This is a genomic window from Microbacterium sp. ISL-59, from assembly GCF_018613945.1.
GTDB classification, from domain to species: Bacteria; Actinomycetota; Actinomycetes; order Actinomycetales; family Microbacteriaceae; genus Microbacterium; species Microbacterium oxydans_B.
In genome coordinates, this window is sequence record NZ_JAGGPG010000001.1 from 434,894 (window position 1) to 454,162 (window position 19,269).

Sequence of the window (19,269 nt, forward strand, 5' to 3'; positions counted from 1 at the left end):
CCGACACCACACCTTCGGAAAGGACGGGGCCGACCGCTCGTTCGGTCGGCCCCGTACGGGACAGCAATGTTCGGATTCATCGTCCGCCGCGTGACCGCGCTGGTCATCCTCCTGCTCGTCGTGAGCTTCGTGACGTTCGCCCTGTTCCAGATCGGCCCCGCAGACCCTGCGGCAGCCGCCTGCGGCCAGGAGTGCACCCCTGAACGCATCGACCAGGCACGCGTCGCCCTCGGCATGGACAAGCCGTTCCTGGTGCAGTACTTCACCTACATCAGTGGATTCTTCGGCGAGCGACTCATCGGAGCGCCGGGCGCCGAGCAGGTCTGCGCCTGGCCCTGCCTGGGCAAGTCGTTCCAGACCAACGAGAACGTCACCGACGTCATCGTCAGGGCACTCCCCTATACGCTCTCCATCGCCGTCGGCGCTGTCGTGCTGTGGACCGTGGTCGGCGTCGGCCTCGGACTGCTCGCAGCCCTCCGCAAGGGCAGGGCGACGGACAAGATCATCGTCGGAGCCGCATCCGTCGGCGTCTCGCTCCCCGTCCCCGTCACCGGGCTGCTGCTCCTGCTCGTGTTCGTGAGCGCACTGCACTGGCTGCCGTTCACGAGCAATCAGATCTCCTCCCCGTTCGGCCCCGCCGGACCCGGGGCATGGTTCACGAACTACCTGCTCCCCTGGGTGGCGCTGGCCATCCTGTTCAGCGCGCAGTACATCCGCATCACGCGGAACAACATGATCGAGACCTTCGGCGAGGACTACATGCGCACCGCGCGGGCGAAGGGTTTGAGCCCCGGACGGATCACGAGACACGGAGTCCGTGCCGGCATCACTCCGATCATCACGATGCTGGGCCTGGACATCGGTGCCCTGCTCGGCGGTGCCGTGCTGACCGAGCAGATCTTCTCGGTGCCCGGCCTCGGGTTCACCGCGGTGCGGGCAGCCACCTCGGGAGACCTGCCGGTCACCATGGCGATCACGATGCTCGCCGCCTTCTTCATCATCACCGCGAACGTCATCGTCGACCTCGTGTACGCGAGCGTCGACCCGAGAGTGAGAGTCAACTGATGACCACGCCGATCCTCGACATCCGCGACCTGCGGGTGACCTTCCCCACCGACGACGGTCTGGTCAATGCCGTCAACGGCATGGACCTGACCGTGCAGCGCGGAGAGACCGTCGGCATCGTCGGCGAATCCGGCTCCGGAAAGACGGTGACCAGTCAGACCCTGATGGGGCTCCTCAAGGGGACCAGCGCCAAAGTCACCGGACAGGTGCTCTTCGACGGCACCGATCTGGTGCCGCTCAGCGAGAGCGAGATGCGCCCCTACCGCGGACGGAAGATCGGGATGATCTTCCAGGATCCGCTCTCGGCCATGCACCCCTTCTACACGGTGGGTCGGCAGATCGCCGAGGCGTATCGCGTACACAACAGGGTGAGCGCGAAAGCCGCGAAGGCCCAGGCGATCGAGATGCTGAACCGCGTCGGCATCCCCGACCCGGTCGCGCGGTACGACTCCTATCCGCACGAGTTCTCCGGCGGTATGCGGCAGCGGGCGATGATCGCGATGGCGCTCATCTGCGAACCGGAGCTGCTCATCGCCGACGAGCCGACCACGGCGCTCGATGTCACCGTGCAGGCGCAGATCCTCGATCTGATCGGATCGCTCCAGGCGGAGACCGGCTCCGCCGTGATCTTCGTCACGCACGATCTGGGCGTCGTCGCCGAGGTCTGCAAGCGGGTCGTCGTCATGTACGGCGGCCAGTGCGTGGAAGAGGCCGACGTGCACGACCTGTTCTTCCGCACCGCGCACCCCTATGCCCAGGGCCTGCTCGCATCGATGCCCTCGATGGTCGACGAAGCAGGGCGGCTCACGCCCATCCCCGGCTTCCCGCCGTCGCTGCTCGATCTCCCGCAGGGCTGCCTCTTCGCCGATCGCTGCCCCGTGGCAGCCCTGGTCCCCGACGACAGATGCCGCACCGAGCGCCCCGCCCTCACCCTCGTCGGCTCGGACCACCGCGCACGCTGTCACCTCGCGGAAGCCGACATCCAGACATCCGCGCTCGACCTGCAGGAGGTGGCCCGATGAGCGAACCGCTGCTGAGTGTCGAGAACCTCGCCAAGCATTTCAGCGTCAGCAAGGGATTCCTGCGCGGTTCCTCGCAGGTGAAGGCCGTGGACGGCGTCTCCTTCACACTCGAACGCGGATCGACACTGGGGCTGGTCGGTGAATCCGGCTGCGGCAAGTCCACCACCGGACGACTGCTGATGCGTCTGCTCACGCCGACGTCGGGGCGGATCCTGCTGGACGGTGCCGACGTGTCGCAACTCCGCGGAGCCGACCTGCAGCAGTTCCGGCGCCGTGTGCAGATGGTTTTCCAGAACCCTTCGTCGTCGCTGAACCCGCGGCAGAGCGTGGGCGCCGCGATCGCGGCTCCCCTCCAGGCCCAGGGCATCTCCCCCCAGGAGGGCATGAAGAACCGCGTCGCGGCTCTCATGGACAGGGTGGGGCTGCGGCCGGAGCACTACAACCGTTTCCCCCACGAGTTCTCGGGCGGACAGAAGCAGCGCGTCGGCATCGCCAGGGCACTGGCGTTGGAGCCCGACGTCCTGGTCTGCGATGAGCCGGTCTCCGCTCTCGACGTCTCGGTGCAGGCGCAGGTCATCAACCTGCTGCAGGACATCCAGGCCGACACCGGCATCTCCTACGTGTTCATCGCGCACGATCTGTCCGTCGTGAAGCACTTCGCCGACGAGGTCGCCGTGATGTACCTCGGACGCATCATGGAGCACGGCACCAGGGACGCGGTCTTCGGAGCTCCGCAGCACCCGTACACGCAGTCGCTGTTGTCCTCCGTTCCCAGTCCCGATCCCACCGCCGACCGCAGCCGACGTATCCGTCTCGTCGGAGATCTCCCCCACCCGTCGAATCCGCCCAGTGGCTGCGTGTTCCGCACGCGATGCCCGGTGCTGCCCCTCCTCGACGAGGACCGGCGCCGGCAGTGCGTGGAGCAGGTTCCCACCGGCGACGCCGCGTGCCATCATCTCGCTGAAGCCGCCGACCTCGCGTCACGGCTCGGCTCCCCCGAAGAAAGGAAAGTCCATGCTGATTCGTGACGTGCGCCCCTGGGGCGGCTCCGCCTCTGATGTCCTGATCGAGGACGGGCGCATCACCCGGATCCTCCCCCACGAGGCGGCGCCGGCGTCCGGCGACGACGTCGACGGACGCGGGCGGCTTCTGCTGCCCTCCTTCAGCGATGTACACGTGCACCTGGATTCGACACGGATCGGACTGCCGTTCCGCGAGCACACCGGCGCTCCCGGCGTCTGGGGCATGATGATGAACGACCGCGAGAACTGGCGCAACGCCGAGGTCGACCTTCCCACGCGGGTGGCCGGCACCCTCGAGCGCATGATCGCCCGGGGCACGACCCGCGTGCGCTCTTACGCGCAGGTCGACGTCGACTGCAAGCTCGAGAAGTTCGACGCGGTGATCGCGGCGAAGGAGAAGTTCGCCACCCACGCCGACGTCCAGGTCATGACCTTCCCCCAGGCGGGCATCCTCCGCGAAGAGGGCACGGTCGAGTATCTGGAGGAGTCTCTCAAGCAGGGCGCAGACGTGATCGGCGGAATCGACCCGTCGCAGCTCGACCGCGACCCCGCGAAGCACCTGGACATCGTGTTCGGTCTCGCCGAGAAGTACCAGGTCGAGGTCGACATCCACCTGCACGAGCCCGGAGCGCTCGGTGTGTTCAGCACCGAGCTCGTGATGGAGCGCACACGCGCGCTCGGCATGCAGGGCAAGGTGACGATGTCGCACGCCTATGAGCTCGGCTCCGTGAACGAGGCCACCAGCCGCCGCCTGATCGAGGAGTTCGCTGAGCTCGACATCTCGATGGCGACCGTCGCCCCCTCGACCAGCAATCACCTGTCCCTGGTGCAGCTCGTCGAAGCGGGCGTGCGGATCGGACTCGGTCAGGACGGCCAGCGCGACTACTGGAGCCCCTATGGCAACACCGACATGCTCGACCGCACCTGGCAGTTGGCCTTCACCAACGGTTTCCGTCGCGACGACCACATCGAGATGGCGCTCGCGGTCGCGACGATGGGCGGGGCCAGCATCATGTCCCTCGCCTCGCCGCGCCTGAACGGGATCGACGATCGACCCGGCCTGGCCGAGGGAGACCGAGCCGACCTGCTCCTCGTCGACGGCGAGACGCCCACCAGCGCGGTGATGGACCGGGGAACCGACCGACTCGTGATCCACGACGGCCGCGTGGTCGCCGATGGCCTTCGTGTCCTCGCGCTCTGAGCGACGAGGCAGCCAGTTCCGCGATCGGGCGGTCGGGCTCGGCGCAGCCCTGCTGATCGGACTCAACCTCCGCCCGGCGATCACTTCGGTCGCCGCCCTGCTCGAGCCGACCAGGGCGGCGTTCGACCTCGCTCCCGTGCAGTTGAACCTGCTGGCGACGCTGCCGGTGATCGCCTTCGGTGTCAGCGCCCCGATCGGGCCGCTGCTGGCCCGTCGCATCGGTGTGACCAGAGCACTGATCTGGGCCATGGTCGCGCTCGCAGGTGCGCTCACGCTGAGGGTCGTCGTCCCGGGCGGCATGCTCCCGGGAACGTTCCTCGCCGGGGTGTCGATCATGGCCGCGGGGACGCTGCTTCCCCAGTACCTGAAGTCGCTGCGGGCCGGCGGGCTCTGGATCGGGCTGAGCAGCATGTCTTTCAGCGCGGGTGCCGCGCTCGGAGCCGGCCTCACGGTGCCGCTGAGCAGAGCGACCGGCGGACCCGCCGTGGCCCTCGGCCTCTGGGCCGTCCCCGCGCTGATCGCCGCCGGTGCCATGGTCGCTGTCGCCATGCGGACCGACGCTCCCTCACCCTCCTCATCGCGGATGACGCTGCCCCGGTCGGCCCGATCGACGGTCGCCCTGATCACGGCGATGTTCGGCCTCCAGGCGATGCTGTTCTTCGCGGTGGCCTCGTGGCTGCCCCGCATCCTCGGTGATCGCGGCGTGGACGCGCAGACCGCGGGCTGGCTGCTCGCACTGACCAGCATCGCGGGCCTCGTGCCGACGCTCATCGCGCCGATCCTCGCTCGACGCCGCCGCGTTCTGCGCCTGTTCGGTCCGGGCCTGGGCATCGTGATGCTGGCGGCGTTCATCTGGCTCGCCTCCGGCGACGAGTCGTACATCGCGATCACCGTCGTGCTCGGTGCCGTGCAGAGCGCGACGTTCGGACTCTCGCTCGCGCTCATCGTGATGCTCGCCGCCAACGAGGCCTCGGCGGGCTTGCTGTCCGCTGTCGCGCAGGGCGTCGGCTACGCCTTCGCCGGAGCAGGGAGCCTGCTCGTCGGGGTCCTGCACGACCTCACCGCCGGCTGGACGGCAAGCCTCGTGTTCATGATCGTGTGTGCCGCGGCGCTCGCCGTCGTCGTGGGGTTCGTGATCCGCTGCCGCCCGGTCGATCTGCAGGTGCCGGCCGAGGTGCCCGCACTCCCCCGAACATGACGAAGGCCGCCCCACACCGTGGGGCGGCCTTCTCAAGAATGTTCTGCGCGATTGTACGCAGGTTCGCAGTGCCTTAGCGGCGGAGTCCGAGACGCTCGATCAGCGAGCGGTAGCGCGCGATGTCGATGTCCTGAAGGTAGCCGAGCAGACGACGGCGCTGACCCACGAGCAGGAACAGCCCACGACGCGAGTGGTGGTCGTGCTTGTGCTCCTTGAGGTGCTCGGTGAGGTCCTTGATGCGCTGCGTCAGCATTGCGACCTGCACCTCGGGGGATCCGGTGTCACCGGGGTGCGTCGCGTACTCTTCGATGATCGCCTTCTTGACGTCTGCTTCCAGTGCCATAGATTCGATCCCCTCTCTGCTTGTTGCGCGGCGCCCGACGCCTGATACGTGGGCTCTCTTTATCCGCGGCCGATCAAACGGCAACCTGAAGAGTCTACCAGCCGAGGACTCCCCCGCGTGACAACGCCGAGAGGGGCGCTCGACCGGGGTCAACTAGGCTCGAACGGTGCAGAAGAAGATCGACGAGTGAGCGGCCGACGCGGTCTCCTGATCGACCTCACTCCACTGAAGACCAGTCCCGCCTTCGCACGGATGTGGATCGGATCGACGCTCTCCGGCATCGGCGGTCAGCTGACGATCGTCACCGTGATGCTGCACGTGTTCGTGCTCACCGAGAGCACATTCGCCGTGTCCATGATCGCGGTCGCGGGACTCATCCCGATGATCCTCGCCGGCCTGTACGGCGGGATGCTCGCGGACGCATTCGACCGACGTCGCGTGGCTCTGATCGCGGCCACTATCACGTTCGCATCCACTGCCATGCTCGCCGCCCTCACCTGGACGGGCACCGAGACCATCTGGTGGCTCTATGCGCTGAGCATCGTCAACTCCGCCGCGAACTCCGTGGGCATGGCCACCCGTACCGCCATCGTGCCGCGTCTCATCCCTCGTGAGCAGCTGGCCGCGGCATCCGCGCTCAACGGCGTCGCCTTCGGGCTCACGGTGATGGCGGGCCCCGCGCTGGCCGGTCTGCTCGTGGCTCTCACCGGCTACGGCTGGACCTACACGATCGATGTCGTGCTGATGCTGTCGATGTTCCTCGGGCTGTGGACGCTTCCGACCCTGCGACCGGAGGGCGAGATCGTCCGTCCCGGCCTGGAGTCACTCGTCGACGGCTGGCGCTTCCTGCGCAGGGCGGGCAACATCCGGATGCAGTACATCATCGACATCATCGCGATGACGTTCGGGCAGCCCCTCGTCCTCTTTCCGGCCCTCGGAACCATCCTCTTGGGCGGCGGCGCCGTGACGACCGGCATCCTCACGGCGGCCGTCGCCGTCGGAACGTTCACGTCGAGCCTGTTCTCGGGGCGCGTCGTGCAGTACCGCTGGCACGGGCGCGGCATCGCGCGCGCGGTCGAGGCGTACGGCGCATCGATCCTGTTGTTCGGCGTCGTACTGCTCGTCGGCGCCTTCTCATCGCCGGCCAGCGAGACGGCTCCGCACATCGGACTGATCGTCGCCGCCTGCGTCGCGCTGGCGTTGTCGGGCGCCTCGGACAACGTCAGCTCGATCTATCGCAACACGATGATGCAGGCGGCGGTTCCGGACGCGATGCGCGGACGACTGCAGGGCCTCTTCGTGGTGGTCGTCGCCGGCGGCCCGCGCGTCGGAGCCCTGTACGCCGGCACACTCGCCACGCTGACCACCCTGTGGTTCCCGCCCCTGCTCGGCGGTGTCCTGGTGATCGCCCTCGTCGCGATGCTCTCGCGCCGCAACCGCCGATTCCACGACTACGACGCAGAGAACCCCGAGCCCTGACGGACCCGGGGTTCGAGGAACTGCGTGACGGCGTCAGTCCTGCTGCAGCGCGCCCTGCAGGTCGAGGTTGATCGTGATGTCCTTGCCCACGAGCACGCCACCGGTCTCGAGTGCAGCGTTCCAGGTGAGGCCGAAGTCCTCGCGGTTGATCACGGCCTTGGCGGAAGCGCCCGCCTTGTAGTTGCCGTACGGGTCGGTGCCGAAGCCGCCGAAGTCGAGCTCGAAACTCACCGGCTTGGTGATGCCGCGGATGGTGAGGTCTCCGTCGACGAACAGCTCGTCGCCCTTGACACGCGCGCCGGTGGAGACGAACTCCATCGTCGGGAAGTTCTCGGTGTCGAAGAAGTCGGCGGAGCGCAGGTGGGCGTCGCGACCCTCATCGTTCGTGTCGACCGAGGTGACGTCGACAGAGGCTTCGACCTTGGCCTCGAGCGGGTTCTCGGGCGCGACCAGAGTCGCGTTCTTGACGCCGAAGGTGCCGCGCACCTTGGAGATCATCATGTGGCGGACGCTGAACGTCACCTCGCTGTGCGAGGGGTCGAGCACCCAGGTGCCGGGACGGTAGCCGGGAATGTCGATGCTGGTCATGGTTTCTCCTCCGGAGACATCGGCCGCTGATGCGGCTTCGGACAGGGGCCGCGTTCACCGCGACCTCTGTGACAACTTACATTCATTCGCATATATTCCCCTGAATGCGGAAGTTCTTCCGATATACAGCAGAGACGCCCCTCCTCCGAGGAGGAAGGGCGTCTCTGCGTGCAGTCCGGACTCAGCCGACAGCGACGAGATCGATGATGAAGATCAGCGTCTTTCCGGAGAGGAAGTGGCCGCCGCCGACCGGGCCGTAGGCCAGGTGCGGCGGGATGATCAGTTCACGGCGTCCGCCGACCTTCATCCCGGGGATGCCGTCCTGCCAGCCCTGGATCAGGCCGCGCAGCGGGAACTGGATGGTCTCGCCGCGACCCCAGGACGAGTCGAACTCCTCGCCGGAGTCGAACTCGACGCCGGCGTAGTGCACGGTCACGGTGTCGCCGGGCTTCGCCTCGGCGCCGTCACCCTCGATGATGTCGCGGATGACGAGCTCCGCGGGAGCAGGGGCACTGGGGGCATCGAACTCAGGCTTTGTGCGATCAGTCATGCCTCCATCAAACCCGAGCCCGCGGAAGGGGTCAACGCGATCGCACCTGCTCACAGCGAACACTTCGATAGACGCACCGGCAACAGCCTCTTGACACCCTCCATGGTCGGGTGCACCCTGATTACAGACCAACTCAGCGCCCGGGAGACTCGCAGGCATCGCCGCAGCACCGGGCGCTGAGTCTTGCCACGACAGGGGCTCCGGGGATCAATCCAGGTAGCCGACGAGCAGCTCCGCGAGTTCGACCGGCCTGCTCAGCATCGCGCAGTGCCCGCCGGGGATCTCGTCCGCGACGACCCCGAGCCGCTCTCGGGCGAGGTAGCGGAGAAACCTCGGCGGGAAGAACCGATCGTCCGCGAACACGATGAATCGTGTCGGCACATCCGGCCACTCCTCCAGAGGCCACGGCGCCTCCATGGCCGCCGGGGACGGATGTGCGCGCTCCTGCCGCAGTGCTTCGTCGGCCAGCTCTCGCGGCACATCGTTGTAAAAGCTCACGTACGGGTCCTCATTGCCCGTCAGCCCGCCATCGATCGCCGCCTGCGCTTCGGCGGCGGCGACATAGCCCGACTCGGCCCACCACCGCTCCGGCGGCTCACCGGGCGCCGGGATCATCCCGGCGGCCAGCACCAGGAGGTCGGCCGCCAGTCGCTCGGCGACCAGGGGCGCCGTGAAGGCCCCGAACGAGTGGCCGAGCACGACGACATCGCGTCGCGGCCCCACTTCTGCCACCACGGCGTCCGCGTAGTCCTCGAGAGTGAGGGAGTCGTCGTCGGCGGGGAGATCGGGCGCGAAGACCTCGTGCCCGCGCGCCACGAGTTCCGCGGCGACCAGATGCCAGGACCACCCGACATCTCCCCCGCCGTGGATCAGGACGAACGTGCTCATCGCGACCGCCTCCTCAGGACGAGTATCCCGATGTCGTGCTCAATACGCCAACAATGCGGCTCTGGCGGCACGGGTGCGGATCAGCAGCGCGCGTTCGTCCTCGACGGCCAGCGGATCGCGTCCCGTGATCGCGCGCTGACGGACAGCGGCCAACGCGGTCGCATCCTTGATGAACTCGCGCATGATCGGACGCCGGTCGCCGCGAAGAGTTCGCGCCCAGGTGAGACCGGCCTTGCGTCCACTTGATGTCGCGAGCATCGTGACCTCTTCGGGCGTGAACCATCCGGCGTTCGCATACTCGGCGAGGCGCGCGCGAGTGAGACGCGCCTCCTCACGGCGGAGGGCGACGATGCCGAGGATGAAGCCGACGAAGAGCGGCACCTGCAGGGTGAAGTACAGCCCGAAGAAGTCGGCGAAGGTCGCGGACCCGTTCCAGAGTGCGTGCAGGAGAACCGCTCCGAGCATGCCCAGCAGGCCGGCACCGATCGCGGAACTCGCGGATCCGTGTCGCCGCGCGACCAGGCCGATCGCGAAGCCGGTGACCGCCGTGAACATGGCGTGCGCGAAGGGAGAGAGGATCGCGCGCACGGCGAAGGTGACGGTGAGCTGCTCGCCGCCGCCCTCGATCAGGCTGAGCGCGAAGTACTGGATGTTCTCGGTGAAGGCGAACCCCGCCCCCACGAGCGCTCCGTACACGACACCGTCCACCGGACCGTCGAAAGCACGACGGGCGAGCAGGAAGATGAGGAAGATCCCGAGGCCCTTCCAGAACTCCTCGACGATCGGCGCCTGCACGACCGCGGTGAAGGCATCGGAGGTGGGGCCGATCAGGATCTTCAGGCCCACGTCGACGAGCAGAGTGAGCCCTGCGGCCGCCAGCGCGCCCCAGGCGATCGCGAAGAACACGAGGCGCTTCGGCTCCGGCTCCCAGCGGTCGATCATCCGGACCCCGAGGAACACGACGGTCAGCGGGATGAGCGCGAGCACCAGGCCGACGACGGAGGCGAACACACCGAGCGCCCACCCGAAGTAGCCGACCAGAGCGAGCAGCAGGAAGCCCAGGAAACCGAAGAGCCAGAGGGAGATCGTGCGCCCCTTGCGCGTCGGCACCGGCAGCGCAGGCAGCGATTCGGCCGGCGACGGCGCGACCGGCGCGGGAGGTGTGTACGGTGTCGGCTGAGCCAGACGCGAGGCATAGGCCGGCTGCCGCGGGGGCGGCGGCATGTACGGCGAGGGCTGCTGCGGCGGCGGGGGTCCTCCGAAACTCATAGCCAAAGCTTATGGGGAACAAGAGAGGTGCCTCGGGTATGGCGGACTCCTCCACCCGCTCGTCGCCCGCCAGCCGGTAGCGTAGAACCATGCGGTTCGCTCACCTGCGCCGTCCTGACTCCCCGCGCACGGTTCTGGCCGTGGTGCAGGACTCGGACGCCATCCTCGTCTCTGATCTCCTGAACGACGCCCCTGCCACGCTGCAGCAGCTGATCGAGGGAGGGGACCCCCTGCTCGAGCGCCTGCGTGCCGCGCTGGCCGAGGGCGACGCCGTCCGCCATCCGCTCGGCGACTGGGCGTTCTCCTCCGCCGTGATCGCTCCCCCGGCCGTGCTGGCAGTGGGCCTCAACTATGCGGCGCATTCCAGCGAGCTGGGCTTGAAGACCGATGCCGCACCGACCGTGTTCACGCTGTGGCCGAACTCGCTCACCGGGCACGAACAGACCACTTCCTGGCCGCGGTCTCTCAGCGAGGCCGTCGACTACGAGGCCGAGCTCGGGGTCCTCATCGGAAACCCCGCCAAGGATGTCAGCGAGGCGGATGCGCTGTCGCATGTCTGGGGCTACACCGTGGTGAACGACATCACCGCCAGGAACATCCAGTTCTCCGAGGCGCAATGGTCGCGCTGCAAGTCGTTCGACGGGTTCACCCCGACCGGACCGTTCGCGGTGACGGCGGATGAGATCTCCGACCCGCAGGATCTGCACATCTGGGCGGTCGTGGACGGCCACACGGTGCAGGACGCCAGCACGGACCAGATGGTGCGCTCCGTCGCGAAACTGATCGCTCACCTCTCCCAGTCCCTCACGCTGCTGCCCGGCACTCTCATCTCGACGGGAAGCCCCGGTGGCGCCGGGTACTCGCGGGATCCGCAGATCTTCCTGCGCGACCACTCCACCGTGACCGTCGGCATCGACGGCATCGGCGAGCTCACAACGCACTGCCGCATCAGCGACTGAGAAGCCGGACGCACGAAGAGGGGGATGGATGCCGCGGCATCCATCCCCCTCTCACGTTCGCAGGGGGTCAGACCTCGACGCGGTCCTCCGGCGAGATCACCGGGATCGCCGCGGTGATCGTCTCGAGCCCGGAGAGACGCGCCGGCGAGAGCTGCTTGACGACCTCGTCGCGCGACATCAGACCGGCTTCGACGACCAGGTCCGCGACGCTCCGGTTCGTCAGGAGAGCGGTCTTCGCGAGCGCCGCAGCGGCCGCGTAGCCGATGAACGGAGTCAGTGCGGTGATGACGCCGACCGATGCACCGACCATCGCGCCGAGACGATCGCGGTTGGCGGTGATGCCGTCGACGCAGTTGACGCGCAGGGTCCACATCGCCTGGCGCATCCACGTGATCGACTGGAAGATCGAGTGCGCGATGACCGGCTCGAACGCGTTCAGCTGGAGCTGGCCCGCCTCGGCGGCCATCGTCACCGTCATATCGGCGCCCGCGACGGCGAACGCGACCTGGTTCACGACCTCGGGGATGACCGGGTTCACCTTGCCGGGCATGATGCTGGATCCCGCCTGCATCGCCGGGAGGTTGATCTCGCCGAAGCCCGCCTGCGGGCCGGACGAGAGCAGACGGAGGTCGTTGCAGATCTTCGACAGCTTCATCGCATTGCGCTTGAGCGTCGAGGAGAACGACATGAACGAGCCGGTGTCGCTGGTGGCCTCGACGAGGTCGCCGGCCGTGCGCAGGTCGAGCTGCGTGATCTCCCGCAGGTGCTTGAGCACCGCGGGTGCGTAACCGGGGTGCGTGGTGATGCCGGTGCCGATCGCGGTGGCTCCCATGTTGATCTCGAACATGAGCGACGCGTTCTCGGTGAGCCGCGTGTGGTCGTAGCCGAGGGTCGTGGCGAAGCCGTTGAACTCCTGCCCGAGGGTCATCGGCACGGCGTCCTGCAACTGGGTGCGCCCGACCTTCAGCACGTCGTGGAACTCGCGGGACTTGCCGAGGAACGACAGCCGCAGCAGGTCGAGTTCCTCGAGCAGCGAGCGCAGCGTCAGCGACAGACCGATCTTCACTGCGGTCGGATACACGTCATTGGTGGACTGGCTGCGGTTGGTGTGGTCGATCGGCGACAGGAAGGTGTAATCGCCCTTCTCGCGGCCGGCCAGCTCGAGCGCGATGTTGGTGATGACCTCGTTCGCGTTCATGTTCGTCGAGGTACCGGCACCGCCCTGGATGACGCCCACCGTGAACTGCTCGTGGAACTCGCCGTCGATCACGCGCTGCGCGGCACGGTCGATCAGGTCGGCGCGCTCGTGATCCAGCACGCCGATCTCGCGGTTCGCCCGCGCACTCGCCTGCTTGACCATCGCCAGGCCGACCACGAGGTCCGGATAGACCGAGATGGGTCGTTTCGTGATCGGGAAGTTCGCGTCGGCGCGGGCGGTGTGGATCCCCCAGTACGCGTCGACGGGAATCTCCATGCTCCCGAGCGAATCGGTCTCGGTGCGGGTCGGGGTAGGCGCGGCAGAAGCCATGTCACATCCTCGTGGGTCGTGGCGGGTGAGAAAGGTGGGGGATGCCCTCAGTCTACGCCGCTCACCGGGCGGGCTTGCGGGAGAACGCCTCGAGTCGCTCCTCCGGCGTGAGCGCCGCCATCCGCTCGAGCCACTCCGCGGAGAAGTAGTCCCCGGTCGTGGCCTGGGTCACCGGCACCACCGTGTGCGTGATCGTCTGCGGATACACGTGCACGAGCTGGAAAGCCTGGGCTGCGTCCATGCCGTTCACCTCGGCCGACGGACGCGCCACGTTCATCGTGTAGCACGTGGCTGACGCGACGCTCACCGGGACGCCGGCGAACGTGCCCTGCGACGAGTAGTGCAGATGCCCGGCGAGGACGCCGCGGACGTCGGTCCCGCGGATGACCTCTGCGAGCTCGTCCTGATGCCGCAGCTCCAGGATGTCGAAGAGCGGCAGATGACTCGGGAGCGGTGGATGATGCATCGCGAGCAGGGTGCCGTGAGGGGCAGGGTCCGCGAGCGCATCGGCGAGCCAGGACAGCTGCCCCTGATCGACGTCGCCGTGATGCCAGCCGGGGACGCTGGTGTCGAGAGCGATGAGGCGAAGCCCGTCGAGGTCCCAGATGCCCGTCACCGGGTCTTCGGTCGGCTCCGCGTCGAGCAGTCCTGCCCGCAGGGCCGGGCGTTCGTCGTGGTTGCCCGCGACCCAGATGATCGGAGCGTCCAGCTCGTCCGCCACCGGCTCGACGGCGTTCCTCAGTCGACGATAAGCATCGGGCTCACCCAGATCGGCGAGGTCGCCGGTGACGACGATCGCCGACGGATGCGGGTGCACGGCCTTGATCGCATCGAGCGTTCGGGCGAAGTTCGCCTCGACGTCGTACCGACCGCCGAGCCGGGCTCCCTCGGCGAGGAAATGCGGATCACTGATGTGGATCAGCACATGGCTCGCGGGCTCATGGCGGCCGAAGGCATACACGTTTCCGGTTCCTGCAAACATGCCAACAGCCTAGGCCGCGACCCCGCGCCGGCGTTCGACCTGCAGACGCCGCGCTCGGGTCAGTGCCCGATGACGAGGAGCAGGATGCCGGCGACCACAGCGGCGGCGCACAACGCGAAGCACCCGTACGCGCCGAAGAGCGCCAGGGTCTTCTGCCCCTCGGTGAGCGGGCTCTTGCGCGCCGCCTTCGCCGCCTGCTTCTCCGCGCGCTTGAGCTCCTTCTCCGTGATCACCGTGATCGCATCCGTGAACTCGGCGGGGCTCACCACCGGGGCGCGACCGCTGCGCACCAGCAGACGGAGACCGAGGGCGTAGAAGGTGACGATGGCTGTCGCGCCGATGAGCGCGGCGAGGAACACCTGGAGGAACGCGATCCAGTCGATGACGACGTTCATTCCGAGTCCCCATTCCGATTCGCGTCCGAGTCCTTCGACGACGAGGCAGACTTGGCGCCCTTGACGTTCGCCTTTGCCTGAGCCTTCTTCTTCGCCTTGGCCTGCGCATCCTTCTTCGCCTGAGCTTTCACCTGCTCACGGGCTTCGGCACGGGCCTTCGCCTCGGCCTTGGCCTGCTGGATGCGCTGCTGACGACGCGTCGGCGGCGGCATGTCCGGAAGCTCGATGGCCATGCCCGACTCGGCGACGTCGCTCATCGCATTCGCGGACGTGACCGCGTCGCGGCGCGAGCGCATGAACAGTCCGAGGATGATCAGCACCGCGATGACCGCGTCGATCACCACTCCCCAGTTTCCGAGCCACACGACGAGAAGGGCGGCGAGAGCGCCGACGGCTCCCGCTGCGGGGAGGGTCAGCAGCCAGCCGACGCCGATCCGACCCGCCGTCCGCCAGCGGACCGTGGAGCCCCTGCGACCGAGGCCGGAGCCGATCACAGAGCCCGACGCCACCTGCGTGGTCGAGAGGGCGAAGCCGAGGGCGCTGGAGGCCAGGATGGTCGCTGCCGTCGAGCTCTCCGCCGCGAAGCCCTGTGCGGGCTTCACATCGGTGAGTCCCCTACCGAGGGTCCGGATGATGCGCCAGCCGCCGAGGTACGTGCCAAGTGCGATCGTGAAGGCGCAGGCGATGATCACCCAGAGCTGCGGTTCGTGGTGCACGCCGGACTGCCAGCCGATCGTGATCAGCGCGAGGGTGATGACGCCCATCGTCTTCTGCGCGTCGTTGGTGCCGTGCGCGAGGGCGACCAGGGAGGACGTGAAGATCTGCCCCCAGCGGAAACCGTCGCGACCGTCGGGCTTGCTGTCGTAGCGTCGTGTGATCGAGTAGGCGATCTTCGTCGCTGCGAAGGCGATGAGGCCTGCGGTGACGGGGGCGATGAGCGCCGGCAGCACGATCTTCGAGAGCACCATCCCGAAGTCGATCGCGCCCAACCCTGCCCCCACGAGCGTGGCGCCGATGAGGCCACCGAACAGTGCGTGCGACGAGCTCGATGGAAGGCCGAGGAGCCAGGTCAGCATGTTCCACGTGATGGCGCCGATCAGGCCTGCGAAGATCAGGGACAGGAACAGATCCGCCCCCGCGGAGATGATCGCATCTTCACGGATGATGCCACCGGAGATCGTCTTGGACACCTCGGTGGACAGGAATGCCCCCACCAGGTTCAGGACGGCGGCGAGGAGGACGGCGGTCTTGGGCTTGAGCGCACCCGTGGCGATCGGCGTCGCCATGGCATTCGCCGTGTCGTGAAAGCCGTTGGTGAAGTCGAAGAAGAGTGCCAGCGCGATGACAAGCACGACGATGAGGGCTGCGGTTTCCACCGTTCGCTTTCGGTCGTTTGAGGAAGAAGGAGATGTCGACGTGATCGACGTGACGAACGAAGAGTTCACCGTGGGTTTGACTTCCGTTAACCGGCCCCGCTAAATCCTCCCACCCTCCCCCGTGCCGGTCAACTCGACCTGGGATAGCGTGGGACGGTGACTGACGCTCCTCTCGCTGCCCGCCGCTCCACGCTCCGCACGCACCACGGTGACACCTTCGACGACCCGTACGAGTGGATGCGGGCGAAGGACTCCGCAGAGGTCATCGCGCACCTCGAGGCGGAGAACGCCCACACCGACGCCGAAACGGCACACCTCGCCGATCTGCGCGAGCGACTCTTCGAGGAGATCAAGAGCCGCGTGCAGGAGACCGATCTGTCCGTGCCCACCCGACGCGGCGACTGGTGGTACTACAGCCGCACCGAAGAGGGCGCGCAGTACGGCATCCATTGCCGGGCCGCAGCAGCGCACGACGACTGGACTCCCCCGAAGCTCGAGGCCGGCGTGCCGGTGCCCGGCGAGGTCGTCCTGCTCGACGGGAATGTCGAGGCCGAGGGGCACGAGTTCTTCTCGCTCGGGGCTTTCGACACCTCCGACGACGCGACGAAGCTGCTGTGGTCGACCGACTTCGAGGGCGATGAGCTGTATACGGTGCACGTGCGCGACCTCGTCTCGGGCGAAACCCTCGACGACGAGATCCCGAACACCGGCGGCGCGTTCTTCACCCCGGACGGCACTGGGGTTCTCTACACGACGCGGGATGAGGCCTGGCGGCCCGACACCCTGTGGCTGCACCGTCTCGGTACGCCGGTCGCGGATGATGTGCAGCTGTTCCACGAACCCGACGAGAAGTTCTGGCTCGGCGCCGGGATCACCCGCAGCCGCCGCTACCTCGTGATCGGCGTCGGTTCGAGCATCACGAGCGAGGAGTACCTCGTCGACCTGACCGGCGACCTCACCGCGGCACCGCGCCTGGTCTGGCCGCGCCGAGAGGGAGTGGAGTACTCGATCGATCACGCTGTGGTGGACGGCGAGGACCGGCTCTTCATCCTGCACAACGACGGCGCCCTCGACTTCGAGCTCGTCTCGGTGGCGGCATCCGAGCCCCAGGGCGAGCAGCGCCGGGTCGTCGCCCATGAGGCGGGCAGGCGTCTGCTCGGCATGGATGCGTTCCGCGACTTCGCCACGATCGAATACCGCAGCGAAGGGCTCGAGCGCGTCGGGCTTCTCGACTACACCACGAACGCCGTCGACGAGATCCCCTTCGACGAGCCGCTGTACTCAGCCGGAGTGAGCGGGAACCCCGAGTGGCACTCCCCCTTCCTGCGACTCGGATACACGTCGTTCGTCACGCCCGGAACGGTATACGACCTCGACCTGTCGAACCGCGAGCTGGTCCTGCGCAAGCAGGTGACCGTCCTCGGCGGGTACGACCCGGATGAGTATGGCCAGAGGCGCGAATGGGCGACGGCATCAGACGGGGTGCGGGTGCCGATCTCGCTCGTGTGGAAGCGCTCATTCGGCGAGCCCGGCGCGGAAGCACGCCCCGTGCATCTCTACGGCTACGGTTCCTACGAGCATTCGATCGACCCCGGGTTCTCGGTCGCGCGGCTCTCGGAGCTCGATCGCGGCGTGATCTTCGCGGTCGCTCACGTGCGCGGCGGCGGCGAGATGGGCCGCCAGTGGTACGAAGACGGAAAGCTGCTCAGCAAGCGCAACACCTTCACGGACTTCGTCTCCTGCGGCGAGCACCTGGTCGCGACCGGCGTGACCACGCCGAACCGACTGGTCGCCGAGGGCGGCAGCGCCGGCGGCCTGCTGATGGGCGCGGTCGCCAACCTCGCGCCCGAACTCTTCGCCGGAGTCCTCGCGGGGGTGCCGTTCGTGGACGCATTGACGACGATCCTCGACCCGTCCCTGCCGCTGACCGTGATCGAGTGGGACGAATGGGGCGATCCTCTCCACGATGCCGACGTGTACGAGTACATGAAGTCGTACTCTCCGTACGAGAACGTCCGAGACGGCGTCCGTTACCCGCGAATCCTCGCGGTGACATCACTCAATGACACCCGCGTGCTCTACGTGGAACCGGCGAAGTGGGTCGCACGCCTGCGCGAGGCCGGTGCCTCCGACGTGCTCCTCAAGTGCGAGATGGTCGCCGGACACGGCGGCGTGAGCGGACGCTACAACTCGTGGCGCGAGCGCGCCTTCGAGCTCGCCTGGCTGCTCGACACGCTCGGCCTCGCCGAGGTCTGAGACGCGACGACGAAGCCCGCCCGTTCGAACGGGCGGGCTTCGTGGAGCTGAAGGCTCAACCGAAGAGTGCGGCGGCCTCGTCGTAGCGGTAGCGCGGAACGGTGTTCAGCTCGCCCAGCGCGTCGGCGAACGGGACCCGGACGATGTCGGTGCCCTGCATCGCCACCATCTGACCCCAGGCGCCGTCGACGAGCGCGTCCGCGGCGTGCAGTCCCAGTCGCGTCGCGAGGACCCGGTCGAACGCCGACGGGGAACCGCCGCGCTGGATGTGGCCAAGGATCGTGGCGCGCGTCTCGATGCCCGTTATGCGCTCGATCTCGGGAGCGATCAGATCGCCGATGCCACCCAGCCGGGGCCGGTTGAAGGCGTCGAGCCCCTTGTCGCTGTATGCCTCGTCCATGCCGAGGAGCTTGAAGCCTTCGGAGACGACGACCAGGGGCGCACGGCCGCGGTCGTGGGCGCTGGTCACCAGCTCGGTGACGTCGTCGATCGACATCGGCACCTCGGGGATGCAGATCACGTGCGCGCCGGCGGCCATACCGGCGTGCAGGGCGATCCAGCCGACATGACGCCCCATGACCTCGGCGACCATGCACCGCTGGTGGGAGTCGCCCGTGGTGCGGAGCCTGTCCATCGCGTCCGTGGCGATGTTCACCGCCGTGTCGAAGCCGAACGAATAGTCCGTCGCCTGCAGGTCGTTGTCGATCGTCTTGGGGACCCCGATGACCTTGATGCCGTCCTTTGCGAGACGGTCGGCAGCGGCGAGCGTGCCCTCGCCGCCGATCGCGATGATGCCGTCGATCTTGTGCCCGTAGAGGGTCTTGGCGATGTTCTCCGCTCCCCCGCGCTCACCCTCGTAGGGGTTCGTGCGGCTGGTGCCGAGGATCGTGCCGCCGACCTTGGACAGGCCCTTCACCTCGTGACGCGTGAGCGGCATGAAGTCGCCGTCGACCAGCCCGCGCCATCCGTCACGGATGCCGACGAACTCCAGGTCGTACGTGGTGGTGCCCTTGAGCACGATGCCGCGGATGACCGCGTTGAGGCCGGGGCAGTCGCCGCCGCTCGTCAGGATGCCGATCTTCATGCTGGTGCCTTCAGACGTTCGGGAGATGGGGGAAAGAGGCGACGCTGCCTTCGATCGACACTAG

Annotated in this window: 18 protein-coding genes; 8 read left to right on the forward strand and 10 right to left on the reverse strand. The window is 67.6% G+C overall.

Going from position 1 to position 19,269, the window contains the following annotated elements:
* The first annotated feature begins 66 nt into the window (after positions 1 to 66).
* Genes J7E45_RS02140 through J7E45_RS02160 form a run of 5 tightly spaced genes read left to right on the forward strand, consistent with a single transcriptional unit; the run spans position 67 to position 5,508 of the window.
* Entirely contained in the window at positions 67 to 1,065 is a 999-nt protein-coding gene (locus tag J7E45_RS02140) for an ABC transporter permease (RefSeq protein ID WP_091033576.1), read from the forward strand.
* A complete protein-coding gene (locus J7E45_RS02145) occupies positions 1,065 to 2,087 on the forward strand; it encodes an ABC transporter ATP-binding protein (protein ID WP_167633175.1) in 1,023 nt (340 codons plus the stop codon). Before J7E45_RS02140 ends, J7E45_RS02145 begins: the two co-directional genes overlap by 1 nt.
* The gene (locus J7E45_RS02150; RefSeq protein WP_215066782.1) at positions 2,084 to 3,115 is read left to right on the forward strand and encodes a dipeptide ABC transporter ATP-binding protein; all 1,032 of its coding nucleotides are present in this window, start codon (positions 2,084 to 2,086) and stop codon (positions 3,113 to 3,115) included. Before J7E45_RS02145 ends, J7E45_RS02150 begins: the two co-directional genes overlap by 4 nt.
* The gene (locus J7E45_RS02155) at positions 3,102 to 4,310 is read left to right on the forward strand and encodes an amidohydrolase (protein WP_215066784.1); all 1,209 of its coding nucleotides are present in this window, start codon (positions 3,102 to 3,104) and stop codon (positions 4,308 to 4,310) included. The genes J7E45_RS02150 and J7E45_RS02155 overlap by 14 nt, the downstream gene beginning before the upstream one ends.
* Complete coding sequence (locus J7E45_RS02160) at positions 4,294 to 5,508, forward strand: MFS transporter (RefSeq protein ID WP_215066786.1); 1,215 nt, start codon at positions 4,294 to 4,296, stop codon at positions 5,506 to 5,508. The genes J7E45_RS02155 and J7E45_RS02160 overlap by 17 nt, the downstream gene beginning before the upstream one ends.
* A 73-nt stretch (positions 5,509 to 5,581) precedes the next feature.
* On the opposite strand, the gene rpsO is transcribed toward J7E45_RS02160, so the two are convergent.
* Positions 5,582 to 5,851 carry a 30S ribosomal protein S15 gene (gene rpsO, locus J7E45_RS02165; RefSeq protein ID WP_017830938.1) on the reverse strand — a complete coding sequence of 90 codons (270 nt, stop codon included), beginning with the start codon at positions 5,849 to 5,851 and terminating at the stop codon, positions 5,582 to 5,584.
* 186 nt (positions 5,852 to 6,037) lie between these two features.
* On the opposite strand from rpsO, the gene J7E45_RS02170 reads away from it, so the two are divergent.
* Positions 6,038 to 7,330, forward strand: a complete 1,293-nt coding sequence (locus J7E45_RS02170) for an MFS transporter (RefSeq protein ID WP_215066788.1) — start codon at positions 6,038 to 6,040, stop codon at positions 7,328 to 7,330.
* A 33-nt stretch (positions 7,331 to 7,363) separates the two neighbouring features.
* Here J7E45_RS02170 and J7E45_RS02175 read toward each other — a convergent pair whose 3' ends face one another.
* The 4 genes from J7E45_RS02175 to J7E45_RS02190 all read right to left on the reverse strand — a co-directional run bounded on the left by J7E45_RS02175 (position 7,364) and on the right by J7E45_RS02190 (position 10,625).
* Positions 7,364 to 7,918, reverse strand: coding sequence for a YceI family protein (locus tag J7E45_RS02175; RefSeq protein ID WP_167633178.1), 555 nt, complete (start codon positions 7,916 to 7,918; stop codon positions 7,364 to 7,366).
* Between the two features lie 181 nt (positions 7,919 to 8,099).
* The gene (locus tag J7E45_RS02180; RefSeq protein ID WP_029263650.1) at positions 8,100 to 8,468 is read right to left on the reverse strand and encodes an FKBP-type peptidyl-prolyl cis-trans isomerase; all 369 of its coding nucleotides are present in this window, start codon (positions 8,466 to 8,468) and stop codon (positions 8,100 to 8,102) included.
* A 207-nt stretch (positions 8,469 to 8,675) separates the two neighbouring features.
* The gene (locus tag J7E45_RS02185) at positions 8,676 to 9,356 is read right to left on the reverse strand and encodes an alpha/beta hydrolase (protein WP_215066790.1); all 681 of its coding nucleotides are present in this window, start codon (positions 9,354 to 9,356) and stop codon (positions 8,676 to 8,678) included.
* A gap of 39 nt (positions 9,357 to 9,395) precedes the next feature.
* Complete coding sequence (locus J7E45_RS02190) at positions 9,396 to 10,625, reverse strand: PrsW family intramembrane metalloprotease (protein WP_251053350.1); 1,230 nt, start codon at positions 10,623 to 10,625, stop codon at positions 9,396 to 9,398.
* An 89-nt stretch (positions 10,626 to 10,714) separates the two neighbouring features.
* Here J7E45_RS02190 and J7E45_RS02195 point away from each other — a divergent pair, with 89 nt between their 5' ends.
* A complete protein-coding gene (locus J7E45_RS02195; protein ID WP_091033598.1) occupies positions 10,715 to 11,584 on the forward strand; it encodes a fumarylacetoacetate hydrolase family protein in 870 nt (289 codons plus the stop codon).
* Between the two features lie 67 nt (positions 11,585 to 11,651).
* Here the strand turns inward: J7E45_RS02195 and J7E45_RS02200 are convergent, their stop codons facing one another.
* The 4 genes from J7E45_RS02200 to J7E45_RS02215 form a co-directional block, all read right to left on the reverse strand.
* Positions 11,652 to 13,112: an aspartate ammonia-lyase gene (locus J7E45_RS02200; RefSeq protein WP_215066792.1), complete on the reverse strand. Its 1,461-nt coding sequence runs from the start codon at positions 13,110 to 13,112 to the stop codon at positions 11,652 to 11,654.
* Between the two features lie 61 nt (positions 13,113 to 13,173).
* Positions 13,174 to 14,094, reverse strand: coding sequence for a phosphodiesterase (locus J7E45_RS02205; RefSeq protein WP_215066794.1), 921 nt, complete (start codon positions 14,092 to 14,094; stop codon positions 13,174 to 13,176).
* 59 nt (positions 14,095 to 14,153) lie between these two features.
* Positions 14,154 to 14,489, reverse strand: coding sequence for a peptidase (locus J7E45_RS02210; protein WP_167633180.1), 336 nt, complete (start codon positions 14,487 to 14,489; stop codon positions 14,154 to 14,156).
* Complete coding sequence (locus tag J7E45_RS02215; protein WP_215066796.1) at positions 14,486 to 15,865, reverse strand: inorganic phosphate transporter; 1,380 nt, start codon at positions 15,863 to 15,865, stop codon at positions 14,486 to 14,488. The genes J7E45_RS02210 and J7E45_RS02215 overlap by 4 nt, the downstream gene beginning before the upstream one ends.
* A gap of 156 nt (positions 15,866 to 16,021) precedes the next feature.
* On the opposite strand from J7E45_RS02215, the gene J7E45_RS02220 reads away from it, so the two are divergent.
* Entirely contained in the window at positions 16,022 to 18,121 is a 2,100-nt protein-coding gene (locus J7E45_RS02220) for a S9 family peptidase (RefSeq protein WP_215066798.1), read from the forward strand.
* A gap of 55 nt (positions 18,122 to 18,176) precedes the next feature.
* Here the strand turns inward: J7E45_RS02220 and J7E45_RS02225 are convergent, their stop codons facing one another.
* Positions 18,177 to 19,205, reverse strand: a complete 1,029-nt coding sequence (locus J7E45_RS02225) for a 6-phosphofructokinase (protein ID WP_091033617.1) — start codon at positions 19,203 to 19,205, stop codon at positions 18,177 to 18,179.
* Positions 19,206 to 19,269 lie beyond the last annotated feature (64 nt).

Bases quoted from the DNA above. Each gene is read 5' to 3' on its own strand.
- J7E45_RS02225 (WP_091033617.1), bottom strand. From the start codon at position 19,205: ATGAAGATCGGCATCCTGACGAGCGGCGGCGACTGCCCCGGCCTCAAC.
- J7E45_RS02145 (WP_167633175.1), top strand. From the start codon at position 1,065: ATGACCACGCCGATCCTCGACATCCGCGACCTGCGGGTGACCTTCCCC.
- J7E45_RS02190 (WP_251053350.1), bottom strand. From the start codon at position 10,625: ATGAGTTTCGGAGGACCCCCGCCGCCGCAGCAGCCCTCGCCGTACATG.
- J7E45_RS02150 (WP_215066782.1), top strand. From the start codon at position 2,084: ATGAGCGAACCGCTGCTGAGTGTCGAGAACCTCGCCAAGCATTTCAGC.
- J7E45_RS02205 (WP_215066794.1), bottom strand. From the start codon at position 14,094: ATGTTTGCAGGAACCGGAAACGTGTATGCCTTCGGCCGCCATGAGCCC.
- J7E45_RS02200 (WP_215066792.1), bottom strand. From the start codon at position 13,112: ATGGCTTCTGCCGCGCCTACCCCGACCCGCACCGAGACCGATTCGCTC.
- J7E45_RS02140 (WP_091033576.1), top strand. From the start codon at position 67: ATGTTCGGATTCATCGTCCGCCGCGTGACCGCGCTGGTCATCCTCCTG.
- J7E45_RS02195 (WP_091033598.1), top strand. From the start codon at position 10,715: ATGCGGTTCGCTCACCTGCGCCGTCCTGACTCCCCGCGCACGGTTCTG.
- J7E45_RS02175 (WP_167633178.1), bottom strand. From the start codon at position 7,918: ATGACCAGCATCGACATTCCCGGCTACCGTCCCGGCACCTGGGTGCTC.
- J7E45_RS02155 (WP_215066784.1), top strand. From the start codon at position 3,102: ATGCTGATTCGTGACGTGCGCCCCTGGGGCGGCTCCGCCTCTGATGTC.
- J7E45_RS02180 (WP_029263650.1), bottom strand. From the start codon at position 8,468: ATGACTGATCGCACAAAGCCTGAGTTCGATGCCCCCAGTGCCCCTGCT.
- rpsO (WP_017830938.1), bottom strand. From the start codon at position 5,851: ATGGCACTGGAAGCAGACGTCAAGAAGGCGATCATCGAAGAGTACGCG.
- J7E45_RS02185 (WP_215066790.1), bottom strand. From the start codon at position 9,356: ATGAGCACGTTCGTCCTGATCCACGGCGGGGGAGATGTCGGGTGGTCC.
- J7E45_RS02210 (WP_167633180.1), bottom strand. From the start codon at position 14,489: ATGAACGTCGTCATCGACTGGATCGCGTTCCTCCAGGTGTTCCTCGCC.